The sequence below is a fragment of the Lysinibacillus sp. GW823-FHT02G10 genome (assembly GCF_058797135.1).
In genome coordinates this window covers 1,450,155-1,465,080 of sequence record NZ_JBXAJI010000001.1, presented here as the reverse complement: position 1 = coordinate 1,465,080, position 14,926 = coordinate 1,450,155, and the positions used below count along the sequence as shown (strand labels likewise).

The following is a 14,926-nucleotide window of genomic DNA, read 5'->3' as shown; positions in this document are numbered from 1 at the left end:
TTGAAAGAGGTGATAAAATGGTTTACGAGAATGTAAAGAAAATTCGTGTAGCACGAGGGATTACTAAAAGACACTTAGCAAAAGGTATTAACGTTACAGAAATGACTTATGGCCGTATTGAAAACGGAACAAGTAAGTTGAGTGCGGAACACTTAAAAGTAATAGCTACATTATTAGGTGTGCATGTAGCAGTTTTTTTTGAAGATAAACTAACGGATTCCGTTATAAATGAAATTGAAAATGTCTCTTTTCAAGTAGAAAGGCAACTAGCGTAAGTTCTTATCTATCAGTCATAAAAGGAGGGTAAAAAACATGAATCAATTACAAGTAATTCATGAACAAGAAGTCTTAACAAAAAAATTTATGGTCTATGGTTCTCCAGAAAGTCCATTGTTTCTTGCAAAAGACGTTGCTGATTGGATTGAACATAGCAACACACGAATGATGCTTAAATCAGTGGATGATGAAGAAAAGGTAGTAAACAATGTTTACACCCTTGGCGGAACCCAAGAATCCTGGTTCTTAACAGAAGATGGTTTATATGAAGTTTTAATGCAATCACGAAAACCTATCGCTAAACAATTTAAAAAACAGGTCAAAAACATTTTAAAAGAAATTCGTCTAAACGGTGGTTTTATCGCTACCAATGAAGATGACGATGAAATGACAATTTTAGCGAAAGGTTTTCTTATCGCTCAAAAAACTATCGAAAGTAACAAGAAAAAAATAGTTGAGCAGCAACTTATTATCGAAGCGCAAAAACCAAAAGTGCTATTTGCTGAAGCGATACAAGCAAGTCATACATCAATTTTAATTGGTGATTTCGCCAAAATTCTAAAACAAAACGGTGTAGATGTAGGGCAAAAACGTCTATTCGAATGGCTTAGAGAAAATGGCTATTTAATCAAGCGTAAAGGTTCAGATTTCAATTCACCAACTCAAAAGTCAATGGAACTAGGTTTGTTCGAAATTAAAGAAACACCTATCCATCACACTAGTGGGGAAATCAGCATTAGTAGGACATCAAAAATCACAGGTAAAGGACAAGCCTACTTTATTAAAAAGTTTCTCAAAAAGGTGGTTGCTATATGATACAAGATCAAACCAAAGATGAAGTAACACTTTTTTGGGATATAGATGATATCGTTCGAGAAACACGATACAAAAAAACTTTTCTAGAAGCTAATCTACTCTGTGATCCAAGAGTTAAACGTTACGAAAGAAAGCCTAAACCACGCAGTAAAAGAGTTTGGTTAGCAGAACCAACAAAAGAAACTATTCAAAATATCATTATGAATGAATGGAATTAAAAATAAAAAAGCACGAGCAGGTGCAATTAAATAGGAGAGGCCAGGGCAAATGGCCTCAAGATAAATCAAACTACCAATCTAGTAGAAACTAAGAGGTAGGGGCAAATCTACCTCTTAACCATTATTATACACAAATTGCTGAAACTTGATGGTTGCAACCAAGTTAACTTTAACCTGAAATGTGACCTTAATTAAATAGAAAGGGTGGTAAATGTGAATGTCACTGAAAATACAGTTGGGGGAGTAATTAAAGAATTAAGGGGTGGTGAGACGCAGCTAAGTCTTGGCTTAGACATTGGTGTTGGAAGGGAACGGCTTTCTCGATATGAAAATGGCCGTGCTAAAGTGCCATCGGATATTAGTAGAACACTGGTTAATCGGTTTGATAATCCGAAGCTTGCTTTAGCAGTGCAGCATGAGTACACAGGAACAGGACCTATTTACTTGAACGGCCCAAACGTAGACCTTCATAGATGTAGCGTACGTGAAAAAACAATAGAAGAACTCCAAGAAGCCTTGGACGCCATAACTAGTACAAGCCTAGCAAAACCAAGCGATGCCATTGAGCATTATGAGCGAAAAAACATTATGGACATGATCGAAGAGGCAGTTGAGGCGGCTACAGCACTAGCGAACTTTATCGCAGTAACCACAGAGCACCTTGGTATTAGTTACACAGGGGTTTGGATGGATCATTACAAATATCTTCAAAAGGTAGGATTTATTAAATGAATATAGATGAACAAATTGAGCGTGAAATCAGATGTATCCATGATCTAACGGCTGTAATCAACCTACATGTAAAAGCAGGTCGTATCAACATAGCAAAACAACTAGAACGAGACCTACATAATTCATTGGATCAACTAGAGAAACTTCATAAGCGAAAAGAGTTATGGGCAACGGTTGCTGATTTAAACCAACGAGGAATACTAGTTCAGGTGGTGAAGAAACTTGCGTATCAAGCCTAGAGCGTGGCGGCACATGACGTTAAAGCAGAGATTAATATATGTACATTTCTTCTGTGATAAGAGGGTTTTGGAGAAGTTAAATGGCAATAAAAAAGCTGCTTAATCTGAGCGAAAGATTAAACAGCCATGACAACTTATATACAAATCTATTATACCACAAGTTACGACGTTTGCGAGAGTTATCTCGCTCTCGTCAAGCAGCTTACAGCACCGTCTCCCTACGGTTTAGCTTTGCCACTGTGAGTTGCTTGATGGGACTAGCAATCTATTTATAAAACCGAGCACAGTACGCCATGACCATTTGCGAGCGACAGCCAATAGGCCCCAGTTGCGACGACAGTTTTGTAAGTAGATTGGTGGTTATCCATCAAAATAAAAAACCACTGCGCGAACAGTGGTCTGTAAAAACAATATTTATATCATTCTACCACAGGAGGGCAAAGGATATGAAGAAAATCGAGTTAGTTGTATTAAAACTACGTGATTTCAAAGGTATTAAATCGCTAGACATTCAATTAGATGGTGGTAACGCACAGATTTTTGGTGATAACGAGGTAGGGAAAACAACAACATTTGATGCATTCTTATGGCTGTTATTCGATAAGGACAGCAATAACAAAAAGGATTTTGCAATCAAGACATTAAACGGTGATGGTTCTGAGCGACATAACCTTGAACACACGGTTGAGGGAACGTTCTTAGTGGATGGTGCCACAGTTACACTAAAGAAAATTTATAAAGAAAAGTGGACTAAAAAGCGTGGACAAGCTGTAGCAGAGTTCACTGGGCATGTTGTAGAGCATTTTGTAGACGAGGTGCCGATGTCTAAAAAGGATTATACAGCTAAAGTTGAAAGCATTGTAGATGAAGAAGTTTTCAAGCTTTTAACATCACCAACTTACTTTAACGAACAACTGAAATGGCAAGAAAAACGCAAGTTGTTATTAGAAATCTGTGGTGATATTTCAGACGAGGAAGTAATCACTTCTAACACTTCGCTAGCAAAGTTGAACGAATTATTATATGGCAAGTCGCTAGAGGATATGAAGAAAATCATTGTCAGTAAGAAAAAGCACATTAATGAAGAATTAGAAAAGATCCCGGTACGTATTGATGAAATTAATAAAATGATGCCCGAAACTACAGTAGATGTTGAAAAAATGCGTGTTCAAGTTCTCCAAATCGAAAAGAATATTGAAGAACTACAGGAACAAAAAATCCGTGTTAAGAATGGTGCATCTGTACTTGATAAACAGCGCCAATTACAACAATTAGAAATGAAGCGCAGTGACCTTAAACGAACGTTTGAAGCTGACAGCATGCAAGAAGTGTATAAGGCTCAAGCCAAGTTGCAAGAAGTTCAAGGAAACATCCAAATTATTAATAGCAAACTGCAACAGGCTGATAACAATCGGAAATTCAAAGTAGATCAGGCTAATCGCATACAAGATGACATTTCTCGTATTGAAAAAGAAATGGATGAATTACGAAAAGAATACCGCGTAATTGAGGCAGAAGAATTCAAACATGGAGATAATCATGAATGCCCAGCTTGTAAACAATCGTTACCTGTTGAACAAGTTGAAAATGCTAGAAATGAAGCATTAGCCCAATTTAATGAAAGTAGAACAAATATACTTGCTGAAATAAATCGTAAAGGTATATCTCATAAAGAGCAAGTTGCGGAATTAAACAATAGCTTAACTCTATTACGTAATGAACATGATGTCATTTTAGCAGAAATGAACAAGTATCAAGATGATTTAGTGGTACAAGACAAAGAGTTGAAGAAAGCTCAAAAGGCACTTGAAACCGCACAATCATCAGTGAAGGACGTTACAACGACTGAGGAGTATAAATCTATCAATCTACAATTAGAAACATTACAGGCTGAAATTAAACAGTTAAATGAGCATGCTTACGAGGCTGTTTCTGGTATTGATGAAGAAATCGATAAGCTCAATCTTGAGCGTAAAGAATGCAATAGCGCTCTTGCTCAACACGCAAATATTGAAGCGAGTAAGGAACGCATTATCGAGCTGGAAGATCAGCAAGTAAAACTTGCTCAAGAGTACGAAAAGTTAGAGCAAACAACCTTCTTAATAGAAGAATTTATTCGTACAAAGGTAAACCTGCTTACAGATCGCATTAATAGTAAGTTCAAATATGCTCGATTCAAGCTATTTGATACTCAAGTAAATGGTGGACTTAATGAAGTATGTGAAACGACTTATAAAGGTGTACCATACGGCACAGGCCTTAACAATGCAGCAAAAATTAATGTTGGCTTAGACATCATCAATACTCTATCTTCTCATTTCGGTATCCAGGCGCCTATTTTTGTGGACAATGCCGAGGCTGTAACCAAGTTTATCGATGTAGATACTCAACTTATTAGCTTGGTTGTATCCGAAAAGGACAAGCAGCTACGTATAGAGGTAGAAGGACAACAACCAATGCTTAAGGAGGCAATTTAATATGGATTTATTTGAACAAACAACTGTTTTTAACTCAAATCTAGCAGGTAAGGCAGTACACATTCAAGGCCATGACATAGATGGGGAAAAATTTGACCGAGTTTTTCTTGTAAAGTCAGTGGACGGTGAAAATCTTACTTTAGTTAATTGCCAAGTTAGAGAAATACAAGTGCACATGGAAAGCTTCGATTCTTCTGATGAAGAAGCATTAAAACTTAAAGTATTGGAGGCAATTTAACCATGACTAATCAATTAGCAATTATTCAAAAGGACATAACAGATAGCGTCAACAGTAAATTAGGAGAATTGCAAAAAGAAGGGTTAGTAATTCCGCAAAATTATAATGCTAGCAATGCTTTAAAATCAGCATTTTTCAAATTGCAAGAAGTGAAGGATAAAGCAGGTCGCCCAGCATTAGAAGTGTGTACCAAGGAATCTATCGCTAATGCACTTTTAGATATGACAGTACAAGGTTTAAGTCCAGCTAAAACACAATGTTACTTTGTAGTTTATGGTAGTCAATTACAGTTGTTACGTTCGTATTTTGGCACCCAAACAGTATTAAAGAGATTGAGTGGAGTTAAGGATATTTGGGCAAACGTTATCTATAAAGATGATGTATTTGATTACGAAAATTATCATGGTCGTGAACGACTAATTAGTCATAAGACTGCATTTGAAAATCGAGATAAAGATATTTTAGGTGCTTATGCAGTTGTTCAAACAACAGAGGGTGAAGAAATACTGACTGTTATGACTAGAAAAGAAATCGAAACTTCTTGGGGGCAAAGTAAAACTTCTCAATCAGTACACAAAAAATTCCCACAAGAAATGGCAAAGCGTACAGTTATCAACCGTGCTGCAAAGGCATTCGTTAACACTTCTGATGATAGTGATTTACTGATTGAAGCAGTTAATCGATCAACAGAAAACGAATACGAGCCTCAAATTAAGGACATGGGAGAAATTCAAGAAGTACAACAAGAAATTGAACAAAACGCCAATACCGAAGAAATTGATATTCAAGAACCACCAACACCAGTCCAAGATGCTGATTATGTAGAAGTGCCACAACAAGAACAGCAGCAAGCATCCTTCGCTGATGGACCAGGATTCTAATGATTCAAATCAAAACTCTAGCTACTGGCAGTAAGGGGAATTGCTATCACATTACAGATGGTAGCACCCCTCTACTCCTAGAGTGCGGTATCGGCTTCAAGGACATTCAGAAAGGCGTCAATTTCGAGACTTCTAACCTTGGTGGCGTACTTGTTACCCATGAACATAAAGACCACTGTAAAGGCGTGGAATCGGTGTTAAATCGAGGGCTTGATGTTTACATGTCACAAGGTACTAGAGAGGCATTATCGCTTGAACATCATCGAATTAAAATGGTTGAAAGTAAGAAGCAATTTAAAGTTGGCACATGGACCATATTGCCGTTTGATGTACAGCACGATGTGAACGAGCCGTTAGGGTTTTTACTACAGTCAGACAACGGTAGCAAGTTGTTATTTGCAACGGATACTTATTACGTCAAATACCGATTCAAAGGTTTAACTCACATCATGATCGAGTGTAACTATGACCAACAAACTTTAGATGAAAACGTAGATAGTGGCCGAGTACATCCAGCAATGAAAAAGCGTGTTATGAAGTCGCATTTCAGCTTAGAAAACCTACTAGAGTTCTTTAAAGCTAACGACTTATCAAAGGTCGAAGAAATACATTTACTGCATTTATCTGATGGTAACAGCAACATGGAGCGCATCTTTAAAGCAGTAGCAAGAGCAACAGGCAAGATGATTTTTATACCATAGGAGGTTAATGATGAGCGAAACTGAAAAATTGCATGCTTTGAATGAAGAAATTGCTCTGAAAAGCATCATAAATCATGCATTACAGGCATTCCCAAAATCTTTTATTAATCGTAGTAACGAGCTTATTTTAGAACCAAGAAACAACGTGTACTTTCGTTTAGAAGGTGTGACAACTGCTTTGGACTTTAAATGTAAGATGTTAGCTTGGCTATCTCGACCAATAGCAAAAGGTTTAAACAAATACTGGTCACCAAAAGTTTTAAGTAGTTTCAACGAGGTATTGGGTACAAATTTCACAAAAGATGAAATGTATAGGATCTACGACCGATTAGGAAACGATGTAAACCGACCTTTAACAATTAGATTTATTGAGTCCAACTATGATCTAAAGCTTCTTGAACGTTAAAGGTTCTGTGGATGCTGTGAATAATTCTGTGATTAAAAATTTGAATATTGAAAATATGGAGGGTGAATCATGAAGGTTTTGGAAAACCAAACATTATTCCAATGTGATCATTGTGGCAAACGATTACTCACTAAACACGGTGCCAAAATCCATGAGGAAGAGTATTGCAATAGTTCTGCTCTATTAATCGATAAAGGCTATGAAATATTGATTAATTGTCATCATGATTGGAAAGAACGCTGGGCACCGATACCAGGTGAAGAACATCTAAGCGAACCCAGTCACGATGAATGTATTAAATGTGGTGCTGAAGATTACTTAGTGTATGACTTCAAAGGTTTTATTAAAGCTAAGGAAGATATTCCAGAACGCATGTTACGTAGGATTGCGACTCTTGATAGAGACAAAAGGCGTTATGGCATAGATTTAATTTTTTAGGAGGGGCGAGGGCAAATGGCAGACAACAAGAAGTACTACTATATGCGACTGAAAGAAAACTTCTTCGAAAGTGAAGAGTTAGTCATGCTGGAATCAATGCCAGAGGGCATGTTGTACTCAAATATTCTTATCAAACTATATCTAAAAAGCTTAAAAAATGAAGGTCGTTTGATGTTCAAAGACACAATCCCTTACAACGCTCAAATGATAGCTACAATCACACGTCACCAGATTGGGACAGTGGAGAAAGCACTTAATATATTCAGAGATTTAGAGCTTATAGAAGTACTGGATAACGGCACTATTTACATGAACGATATTGAATTATTTATTGGTAAAGCATCCACAGAAGCTGAACGTAAAAAGCGTGCTCGAATGACAATTGAAGCTGAGAAAAAGCTATTAATCGGACAAACGTCGGACAAATGTCCAAATGAAAACGGACAAATGTCCGACAAACTTCCACCAGAGAACAGAGAACAGAGTTTAGAGACTAGAGTTAAGAGAACAGAGACTATAAACAACATAGAAGAAGTTGTCGGTCAGTCTGTCAGTCCTGTCACTGATATTCAGTTTTTAAAACTAAAAGATTTCTTTAGCCAAAGTATACGAGAACCAAAAAATACTGATCTTGCAAAGCTGAATGAAGCTCTTGATTTTTATGAGCCTGCTCTAATCTTAGAGGCTATTAAAACAGCTAAAGAAATGCGAGGTAGATCATTCGCTTATGTAGTTGGTATTTTAGATAACTGGCGAAAAGATGATGGTGTAAAAACATACGCAGATTGGCAGGTGAAGATATGTGGATCCAATGCAGCAAGTACTTCAAAAAATACAAGAGAAGTACCTAAGATTATCACCCGAAGAAGTAGCAACGAATGAACAAAAAGAATTTACCTGTCCTAAATGCAAAGATGTTGGTGGCTTCTTTGAAATGAAAGTGGATGAGGATGAAAAAAGCATTACCTGTGGCAAATCATTTCAGATATGGGTTGACTGTTCATGTGAAAAGCAAAAGATTGCTAACAAGTTAATCAAGGCCAGCGAGATCACAGACAACTTTAAAGCTATGACTTTTGCAAACTACTACACGGAGGGGCAATCCAGTCTAGTGGTTGAAGCAAAGGATTTAGCGATGAAGTACTTTAAGGATTTTGAAAAGCCAGTTACAGGGCTCACGGAGGCCGAGGAAATGGCTGTCGGAATTGCAGTACTTGGACAACCTGGTTTTGGTAAAACACATTTGTTATCAGCTTTAAGTAACAACATGATGCTAAAGAAATTAAAGTCAGTCTTATATTTCCCTTACGTTGAAGGATTTGATGACTTACGAGACGACTTTGAGAAATTACAAGCAAAGCTTATCCGCATGAAAGAAGTAGATATTTTATTCATAGATGATCTTTTCAAACCAGTAAACAAACGTGATCGTAACGGTGAGGTTGCATTAGATAAAGACAATATGCCAATCAAGATACCGCAAGCTAGTTCATGGGAGATTAAGCAGATTTATTCGGTGGTTAATTATCGGTACATGAATAAGAAACCTATTTTCCTTAGTAGCGAGCTAGATTTTGACCAAATGATTTTACTAGATGAAGCACTTGGTACAAGGCTTTATCAAATGTGTAAACGATATTTTTTAATCATCGATAAGGATTTATCGCTGAATTACAGATTAAAGTGAGGGGCAACAGCCCCTTGATGGAGGGTGAAGGGATGATGAAACAAGAGCAGTTGAATGCCATTAAAGAACGTGTGGGGAATGCTACTCCAGGACCATGGCTAGTTGAAGAATCTCGATATGAAGGGAGATTTAATGCAGCAAGTGCAGATGAAAATTATGATCTTCCAGCTTGCTTGATGGGTATTGAAGATGCTGAATTTGTAACTCATTCTCTAGAAGATGTGCCAGCACTTGTTGCCGAGGTTGAATACCTACGTGGGATGCTGAGAGATACAAGGAAAATTGTACGTCAAAAAGTAAATGAAATTAAAACATTGCAGAATGCTTGTAAGAATCACAAGGCAAAGCAAGAAGCATTGGTTGCTGAAAATAAACGACTTAGCGAAACGCTTTGTTTTTATGGTGATTTAAGTAAATACGTAATTATAGCTCACATGAATAAAGAAACTGATTTAGCAGTTGATTTGGGCGAAAAGGCACGTCAAGCACTAGGTGGTAAAGCTCATGAATGAACAATTCCTAATCGACCAAATCATTTTGTATTTAGGGCAACATCAACGCTTCGGAGGCAAACAAAACGAAACCATGGCTTATAAGCGCTTGGATCAATTGAGAGCCTTGGTGGGGCTGAAAGATGCTGAAGAGGCTACGGATTATCTTATATCACGAATGGAAGGGGCGATGGCTGCATGAGACGACGTAACGGCATTCCAATTGACATTCCTAGTGCCCGTAAGTCAGTACCGAAAGTTAAAATGCAAAAGCCAGCTGAATACAACAAATATAAGACGTTTGCAACGATGTTTAAAAAAGAAAATGAGCAGCGAATATGGGCTACAGTACCAGTCGCACATCCGGATTTTAAATCACTGAAAAAAGAAGGGTTCCAAATAATTGAGGTTTGGGATAAGAGGGAGGTTTCGGCATGAGTAGAGAGATTAAGTTTCGTGCATGGTTAAAAGGACGTATGGTTTACATTACACCTGATGATGACTATTTCATTGATGGTGACGGTAGGTTAGTGAAGATTGAGCAGATTGAAAACGGCTGTAACTATCAAGGATTTGAAGATTATGAATGTAATCTTATGCAATACGCAGGCTTAAAGGACAAGAATGGCAAGGAGATTTATGAGGGAGATATTGTTAAATTCCAGTATAAAAGAGGGATTTATAAAATTGGTCCTGTGGTTTGGAATGATATGTTCGGTTCTTGGGATATTGATTGCACAGATTTCGTAGCATATAAGTCTCTTGGGAAATTTAACTCTGTTTCTGAAGTCATCGGAAACATTTACGAAAACCCTGAATTGCTGGAGGGAACAGCATGATCAACCGTACTGTTATCGTTGGAAGGTTGGTTGCCAATCCAGAGTTACGGTATACACCGTCAGGCATCGCCTCATGTAAATTCCGAGTGGCAGTCAATCGACCATTCAAAAATGAAGGAGAACAACAGGCAGACTTTATCTCGTGCGTTGCTTGGAGAAAGCAAGCTGAGAACCTAGCAAACTTCATGAAAAAAGGTAGCTTAATAGGTTTGGAAGGGCGAATCCAAACGGGCAGCTATGAAGGGCAGGATGGAAAGCGTGTTTTTACAACTGACGTTGTTGCAGACAGTATCCAATTCTTAGAGCCAAGAAACAGCACAGGAGGCTCACAGGGCGCATCAAACCACGAATCTAGTACAAATACAGGTGGACAGTATCAAGGCAGTTCACAGGGGCAATATGGCGGTAATAATCAGCCGAGTTATACAAGGGTCGATGAAGATCCTTTTGCGGGTTCGAAAGCACCGATTGAGGTGGATGAATCAGATCTTCCATTCTAAAAAGTGATTGAGGTGATATTGATGAAAAAAGACCTTACAAATGCTCAAGTATCAATCCTGCTTGAAATCGATGGACAAGTACATTTAGTTGGTTTCGAAAAAGAACGTTTAGAGACAATTACATCACTCGTAAAAGTAGCTGCCGAAGTAGCAGTACCAACGGGTAAATCACAAGCTGAATTAAATGGATTTTTGAATTGTAACTAAAATACACGCTGCTGATAGAACAGCATTAGATTGTTTTATCAGCAGACTTCTAAGAGTGCTGACAGGAGGGCAAACATGAACGTACTCACATTTGAAATACCAGGAGTTATTCAACCACAAGAGCGACCTCGCTTTAGTAGACATGGCAAGAAAGTAATCACACATGATGCACCTAAAAGCAAGAATTTCAAAGACTTTGTAAAGCTCGTAGCATGGCAAAATAAGCCGTCTGAATTGATTACAGAGCCAATTAAACTACAAGCTGATATTTATCTCATGCCACCACAAAAATATCGCACAGGGCCAAAGAGAAAGCTTATTGCTAGTGGTGAATTACTACCTACAACAAAGCCAGATCTAGATAATTTGATAAAAGGTATTAAGGATGGGTGTAACAAAGTTATTTGGCACGATGATTCCCAGATAGTTGAGATGAATGTACGGAAGTTTTATTCAGAGCAGCCGAGGGCAGAGGTGACAATTGAATGGCAAGAAAAGTAGAGAATCGATACATCTTATTTTCACAGGAAGAACATGAAATGGTGCAACTGGATTTCACTCATGCACAGATCGAAAAATTCATCGGTATGTGGGAAGCTGATTTCTCTCTTAATCTGATTTATCGCAAGTTGAATATTCATAAGGTTAGCGCTGCTCTTATAGCTATAGATTTAGAGCTACTAGGAGTAATCAAACCAAGAAAGCATGGATTAATCGGCAAGAGGTTAGATGGGGATTATGATGATTGGTTTGAAGATTTTAAAGAGAAAAAAGAATCTGGGGTGTTAGGGAAGATGAAAGTGGTTAGTTGAAAGAAAATGTGCAGTAACGAAAGGGAGATAAAAATGACAATTAAATTTATTACAAGAAATGAAAATGGGGTATTACAACAAAACTTAGCGTACTGGGATGAATTTAAAAAAGAGTTATTTTCATTGGCTAAGAATGAAAACGAGTTGGAGTTTATCGGTCAACTTGTGGAAGATTTACAACATGAATATGAAGAAAAATTAGAAGAAATGGAAGATTAACTACTGAACAATATGATCTTTTGAAACTGATGGAAGAAGTACCAGTATCTCAAGTCAGTACGGATTGTGTGAGTAACGAAAGATATTAAGCAAGAGAAAGGCAAAATGAGTCCGAGAGAAGCGTTTAAAGTGTTTATTAGATATCAATTGAGTGCTATGAAAGATGAAGGAAAGATCGATCTAACAGCCGAGGAAATAGAGAAATTTGCTAATGGGATTGAAGATGATGAGGTGTTTTACAATCAATTAGGTGATTTCTTAGCAGATTATATTGACACTTTTTTCAACTAACTACGGGATCGCTATCGAATATTGATTACTGAACATTTTGAGCAAAAAGCGATATATCTTAGGCCGCCAGAGCAGCCGCTATTAATAACGAGCCACACAAATCAACAATATGGCCTATAAAATCAGTTGAAAAATCAAAAGAATTTATTTTCATATCAGCCTCCTTTAAAATCGCTTTGAATTTTAAAAGGTACTTTAAAATAATTAATAAAGTGTATAAGGCTGCTATGGCCGTCACCAAGCCTGCTGGCCACCTAAAATATATCTAAATTCATTATAAATAACATTGAATTGAAAATGCCATTATTTGCCCTATCTTTTTTAAAAAAGCTGCAGCGTTTGCAGACGCTACAGCTCGAATTGGTTTATGCCCTTTGATGGTGTTCACAACTCTAGTATATCACACCGTAGGAGGGCAAACCTATGTTAAAAGAAAGAACACTAACGATTACACCAGATGCTTTAGATTCAATGATTACAGACTACCACTGGATGGTTAACGCCATCAAAGAAATGCGTACAGAAATGGTTATAGGGGCAAAAACGGCACAGTATGGGATTGAAGCTACACTTCCAAAGGCAGCAGGCGGCGTAGGTGATCCAATTATGCAGGAGGCTATTAGACGCTCCAAAAATATTAAACGTGTTGCAGAGTATGAGAGAAAGCTATTAGAAGTTCAAATGCTTGTTGAACGAGTTACTGGCGACAGAGAGGTTCAAGTACTAAACTGGATGTTAGATGGAAAATCAAAAAGATGGATAGCGACAAATATGGGATTAAGCCACACACATATTCAGAACATCAAAGACGGTATTGTAGAGCAAATGATTGGATAGAGATAATACGTACACCACATTTTATTAATGGTGTACGTATTAAACTAAACTTAACTAGAAGAGTTCACTCAACATAACTAAAATACGTAATAACAGAAATACTAATTTAGCATCGATTTTCGAATCTTTATTTTGATGCTCATTTTTAGTATCCTTATTGGGTTTTCTACTCATCCCTAACACCCCCTTTGCCTAAATAAAGCAAGGGGCAGAAAGTTTACTCTTAGATGTACACAAAAAATATGGCACATTTTCCAAACTTGCCAAAGTTGCCATACTTTCAACATTAGGTGAGCTGAAAATAATAATGTAAACTGGGAGGCAGGACGGTGCGGCAATGTTTTCCTCTCTTGGTATTTATAAAATCCTAAATATTAGGGAAAGACAGACCGACGACCGACCCGCGCTGAGCAAACTTGTTCGGAGCATGACATACACGGCCGGCCCATATTTTTTAAGAGATTAGGTAACTTAATTAATATAAAAGGCAAATAAAACTGAAGGAGTGGTTACTATGTGAACTTCGTCCACTTTCCATAATTTCAGTCAAACTTACTACATCAACATAGTGCACGGAAATGCACTATAAATCTAAAACACAATTACGAAATAACGTGGTACGCTCTGCCACGATGTCAAAAGTGAGCACTCGAACAATAGGATTACCACAATATTTAAGCTTTCATCTTCGGATGGAGGCTTTTTCTTTTGCTTTGAAAACTGCATCAAACAGCCATACAAATAAAAAGGATTGGTTTACGGGTGACCAAGTATCTCAGGGGCATTAGATACCAAAGAGCACTGGCATGTACTAGTAACCGATAGGGCGGAGTTTGGTGTGGTTTTGAGAGTAAAATATGTAGAAAATTGTTCCAATTTACATCCTCGCAAAGTATGATTGATTGGGAGGTTTTTTAAATGTTTAAAAATTGGACGAATCGAGATTGGTTTTGGTTATTAGGAGTATTAATCGGTATAATAGTGCTCTTAATAGCAACAATATTTGCTAGAAGTAAAAATATAGAAGTGAATTTCGGGATTATATCTAGTGCAGTTTCAATAGCGTTAGCATTGTTAGCAATATTTATTGCGTGGAAACAAGATAGTGACAATCAAATTGTAACTCGTGAAACGTCAAATTTGCTGACTAAAATTACTTCAAAGATTGATAATATGGATAGTAAACTCGACAAATTAGATCCAAATGCTGTAACTGCACCTGCTGAAACCCAGTTATTGAACGATATCAGTGAAATTATTAAAAATAAAAAAGAAGATGAACAAATGATTAGCGAAATAAACCATACTATAAAGAGGAATTTTAACGATATTAATAATAAACTTAAACTTTATTACGATAAGGATGCAGAAGTTAAAAGGCAAAAAATGCACAATTATAAACTTCTTTTTAAAGTTCCACCCGAATCTGAACAATTTTTATCAAATTTTATAGTTAAATTTATGAGTTTGTATAATATTGAGAATGCTTCACATGAATTTGATGGAGAAGTATTAAAAATAACATTTTATAGGGATTCGTTAATAAGAATTGAACTATTAATGGAATTATTAGAGGAATATAAATTAAATTTGATAGATGTAGGTATGAACATGTAGAACA

26 protein-coding genes are annotated in these 14,926 nt (G+C 37.0%); 25 read left to right on the top strand and 1 reads right to left on the bottom strand.

Features of this window, described 5'->3' with window-relative positions; genetic code table 11:
• The first annotated feature begins 17 nt into the window (after positions 1 to 17).
• The 23 genes from AC1RFD_RS07705 (at position 18) to AC1RFD_RS07595 (ending at position 12,468) form a co-directional block, all read left to right on the top strand.
• Positions 18 to 275 (top strand): helix-turn-helix domain-containing protein, encoded by a 258-nt coding sequence (locus AC1RFD_RS07705; RefSeq protein WP_333880350.1) that lies wholly within the window; start codon positions 18 to 20, stop codon positions 273 to 275.
• A 37-nt stretch (positions 276 to 312) separates the two neighbouring features.
• Positions 313 to 1,092 carry a phage antirepressor KilAC domain-containing protein gene (locus AC1RFD_RS07700; protein WP_492474772.1) on the top strand — a complete coding sequence of 260 codons (780 nt, stop codon included), beginning with the start codon at positions 313 to 315 and terminating at the stop codon, positions 1,090 to 1,092.
• A complete protein-coding gene (locus AC1RFD_RS07695; RefSeq protein WP_492474771.1) occupies positions 1,089 to 1,310 on the top strand; it encodes a hypothetical protein in 222 nt (73 codons plus the stop codon). The genes AC1RFD_RS07700 and AC1RFD_RS07695 overlap by 4 nt, the downstream gene beginning before the upstream one ends.
• Positions 1,311 to 1,523: 213 nt before the next feature.
• Complete coding sequence (locus AC1RFD_RS07690; RefSeq protein WP_103118608.1) at positions 1,524 to 2,042, top strand: helix-turn-helix domain-containing protein; 519 nt, start codon at positions 1,524 to 1,526, stop codon at positions 2,040 to 2,042.
• A complete protein-coding gene (locus tag AC1RFD_RS07685; RefSeq protein ID WP_492474770.1) occupies positions 2,039 to 2,281 on the top strand; it encodes a hypothetical protein in 243 nt (80 codons plus the stop codon). Before AC1RFD_RS07690 ends, AC1RFD_RS07685 begins: the two co-directional genes overlap by 4 nt.
• Positions 2,282 to 2,727: 446 nt before the next feature.
• A complete protein-coding gene (locus AC1RFD_RS07680; RefSeq protein ID WP_492474769.1) occupies positions 2,728 to 4,758 on the top strand; it encodes a hypothetical protein in 2,031 nt (676 codons plus the stop codon).
• Between the two features lies 1 nt (position 4,759).
• Positions 4,760 to 4,996, top strand: coding sequence for a hypothetical protein (locus AC1RFD_RS07675; protein WP_492474767.1), 237 nt, complete (start codon positions 4,760 to 4,762; stop codon positions 4,994 to 4,996).
• Between the two features lie 2 nt (positions 4,997 to 4,998).
• The gene (locus tag AC1RFD_RS07670) at positions 4,999 to 5,877 is read left to right on the top strand and encodes a recombinase RecT (protein ID WP_492474766.1); all 879 of its coding nucleotides are present in this window, start codon (positions 4,999 to 5,001) and stop codon (positions 5,875 to 5,877) included.
• The gene (locus AC1RFD_RS07665) at positions 5,877 to 6,578 is read left to right on the top strand and encodes an MBL fold metallo-hydrolase (protein ID WP_492474765.1); all 702 of its coding nucleotides are present in this window, start codon (positions 5,877 to 5,879) and stop codon (positions 6,576 to 6,578) included. Before AC1RFD_RS07670 ends, AC1RFD_RS07665 begins: the two co-directional genes overlap by 1 nt.
• Positions 6,579 to 6,588: 10 nt before the next feature.
• Positions 6,589 to 6,984 (top strand): hypothetical protein, encoded by a 396-nt coding sequence (locus tag AC1RFD_RS07660; RefSeq protein WP_492474764.1) that lies wholly within the window; start codon positions 6,589 to 6,591, stop codon positions 6,982 to 6,984.
• A gap of 69 nt (positions 6,985 to 7,053) precedes the next feature.
• On the top strand, positions 7,054 to 7,422 hold the full coding sequence (locus AC1RFD_RS07655; RefSeq protein WP_492474762.1) for a hypothetical protein: 369 nt from the start codon (positions 7,054 to 7,056) through the stop codon (positions 7,420 to 7,422).
• Between the two features lie 15 nt (positions 7,423 to 7,437).
• Positions 7,438 to 8,304, top strand: a complete 867-nt coding sequence (locus AC1RFD_RS07650) for a phage replisome organizer N-terminal domain-containing protein (RefSeq protein ID WP_492474761.1) — start codon at positions 7,438 to 7,440, stop codon at positions 8,302 to 8,304.
• Positions 8,234 to 9,109: a DnaA ATPase domain-containing protein gene (locus AC1RFD_RS07645; protein WP_492474760.1), complete on the top strand. Its 876-nt coding sequence runs from the start codon at positions 8,234 to 8,236 to the stop codon at positions 9,107 to 9,109. Before AC1RFD_RS07650 ends, AC1RFD_RS07645 begins: the two co-directional genes overlap by 71 nt.
• A 32-nt stretch (positions 9,110 to 9,141) precedes the next feature.
• Complete coding sequence (locus tag AC1RFD_RS07640) at positions 9,142 to 9,621, top strand: hypothetical protein (RefSeq protein ID WP_492474759.1); 480 nt, start codon at positions 9,142 to 9,144, stop codon at positions 9,619 to 9,621.
• A complete protein-coding gene (locus AC1RFD_RS07635) occupies positions 9,614 to 9,802 on the top strand; it encodes a hypothetical protein (protein WP_492474757.1) in 189 nt (62 codons plus the stop codon). Before AC1RFD_RS07640 ends, AC1RFD_RS07635 begins: the two co-directional genes overlap by 8 nt.
• The gene (locus tag AC1RFD_RS07630) at positions 9,799 to 10,038 is read left to right on the top strand and encodes a hypothetical protein (protein WP_492474756.1); all 240 of its coding nucleotides are present in this window, start codon (positions 9,799 to 9,801) and stop codon (positions 10,036 to 10,038) included. Before AC1RFD_RS07635 ends, AC1RFD_RS07630 begins: the two co-directional genes overlap by 4 nt.
• Entirely contained in the window at positions 10,035 to 10,439 is a 405-nt protein-coding gene (locus AC1RFD_RS07625) for a YopX family protein (RefSeq protein WP_492474755.1), read from the top strand. Before AC1RFD_RS07630 ends, AC1RFD_RS07625 begins: the two co-directional genes overlap by 4 nt.
• Positions 10,436 to 10,939, top strand: a complete 504-nt coding sequence (ssb, locus tag AC1RFD_RS07620; RefSeq protein WP_492474754.1) for a single-stranded DNA-binding protein — start codon at positions 10,436 to 10,438, stop codon at positions 10,937 to 10,939. The genes AC1RFD_RS07625 and ssb overlap by 4 nt, the downstream gene beginning before the upstream one ends.
• Positions 10,940 to 10,960: 21 nt before the next feature.
• Positions 10,961 to 11,146, top strand: a complete 186-nt coding sequence (locus tag AC1RFD_RS07615) for a hypothetical protein (protein ID WP_492474753.1) — start codon at positions 10,961 to 10,963, stop codon at positions 11,144 to 11,146.
• 75 nt (positions 11,147 to 11,221) lie between these two features.
• A complete protein-coding gene (locus AC1RFD_RS07610; RefSeq protein WP_492474752.1) occupies positions 11,222 to 11,647 on the top strand; it encodes a RusA family crossover junction endodeoxyribonuclease in 426 nt (141 codons plus the stop codon).
• The gene (locus tag AC1RFD_RS07605) at positions 11,632 to 11,958 is read left to right on the top strand and encodes a hypothetical protein (RefSeq protein WP_492474751.1); all 327 of its coding nucleotides are present in this window, start codon (positions 11,632 to 11,634) and stop codon (positions 11,956 to 11,958) included. The genes AC1RFD_RS07610 and AC1RFD_RS07605 overlap by 16 nt, the downstream gene beginning before the upstream one ends.
• A 33-nt stretch (positions 11,959 to 11,991) precedes the next feature.
• Entirely contained in the window at positions 11,992 to 12,177 is a 186-nt protein-coding gene (locus AC1RFD_RS07600) for a hypothetical protein (RefSeq protein ID WP_492474750.1), read from the top strand.
• A 105-nt stretch (positions 12,178 to 12,282) separates the two neighbouring features.
• Positions 12,283 to 12,468, top strand: coding sequence for a hypothetical protein (locus AC1RFD_RS07595; protein WP_492474749.1), 186 nt, complete (start codon positions 12,283 to 12,285; stop codon positions 12,466 to 12,468).
• A 58-nt stretch (positions 12,469 to 12,526) separates the two neighbouring features.
• On the opposite strand, the gene AC1RFD_RS07590 is transcribed toward AC1RFD_RS07595, so the two are convergent.
• Positions 12,527 to 12,709, bottom strand: coding sequence for a hypothetical protein (locus tag AC1RFD_RS07590; protein ID WP_391540529.1), 183 nt, complete (start codon positions 12,707 to 12,709; stop codon positions 12,527 to 12,529).
• 182 nt (positions 12,710 to 12,891) lie between these two features.
• Here AC1RFD_RS07590 and AC1RFD_RS07585 point away from each other — a divergent pair, with 182 nt between their 5' ends.
• Entirely contained in the window at positions 12,892 to 13,305 is a 414-nt protein-coding gene (locus tag AC1RFD_RS07585) for a LuxR C-terminal-related transcriptional regulator (RefSeq protein ID WP_492474748.1), read from the top strand.
• Between the two features lie 918 nt (positions 13,306 to 14,223).
• Entirely contained in the window at positions 14,224 to 14,922 is a 699-nt protein-coding gene (locus AC1RFD_RS07580; RefSeq protein WP_492474747.1) for a hypothetical protein, read from the top strand.
• The last annotated feature ends 4 nt before the right edge of the window (positions 14,923 to 14,926 follow it).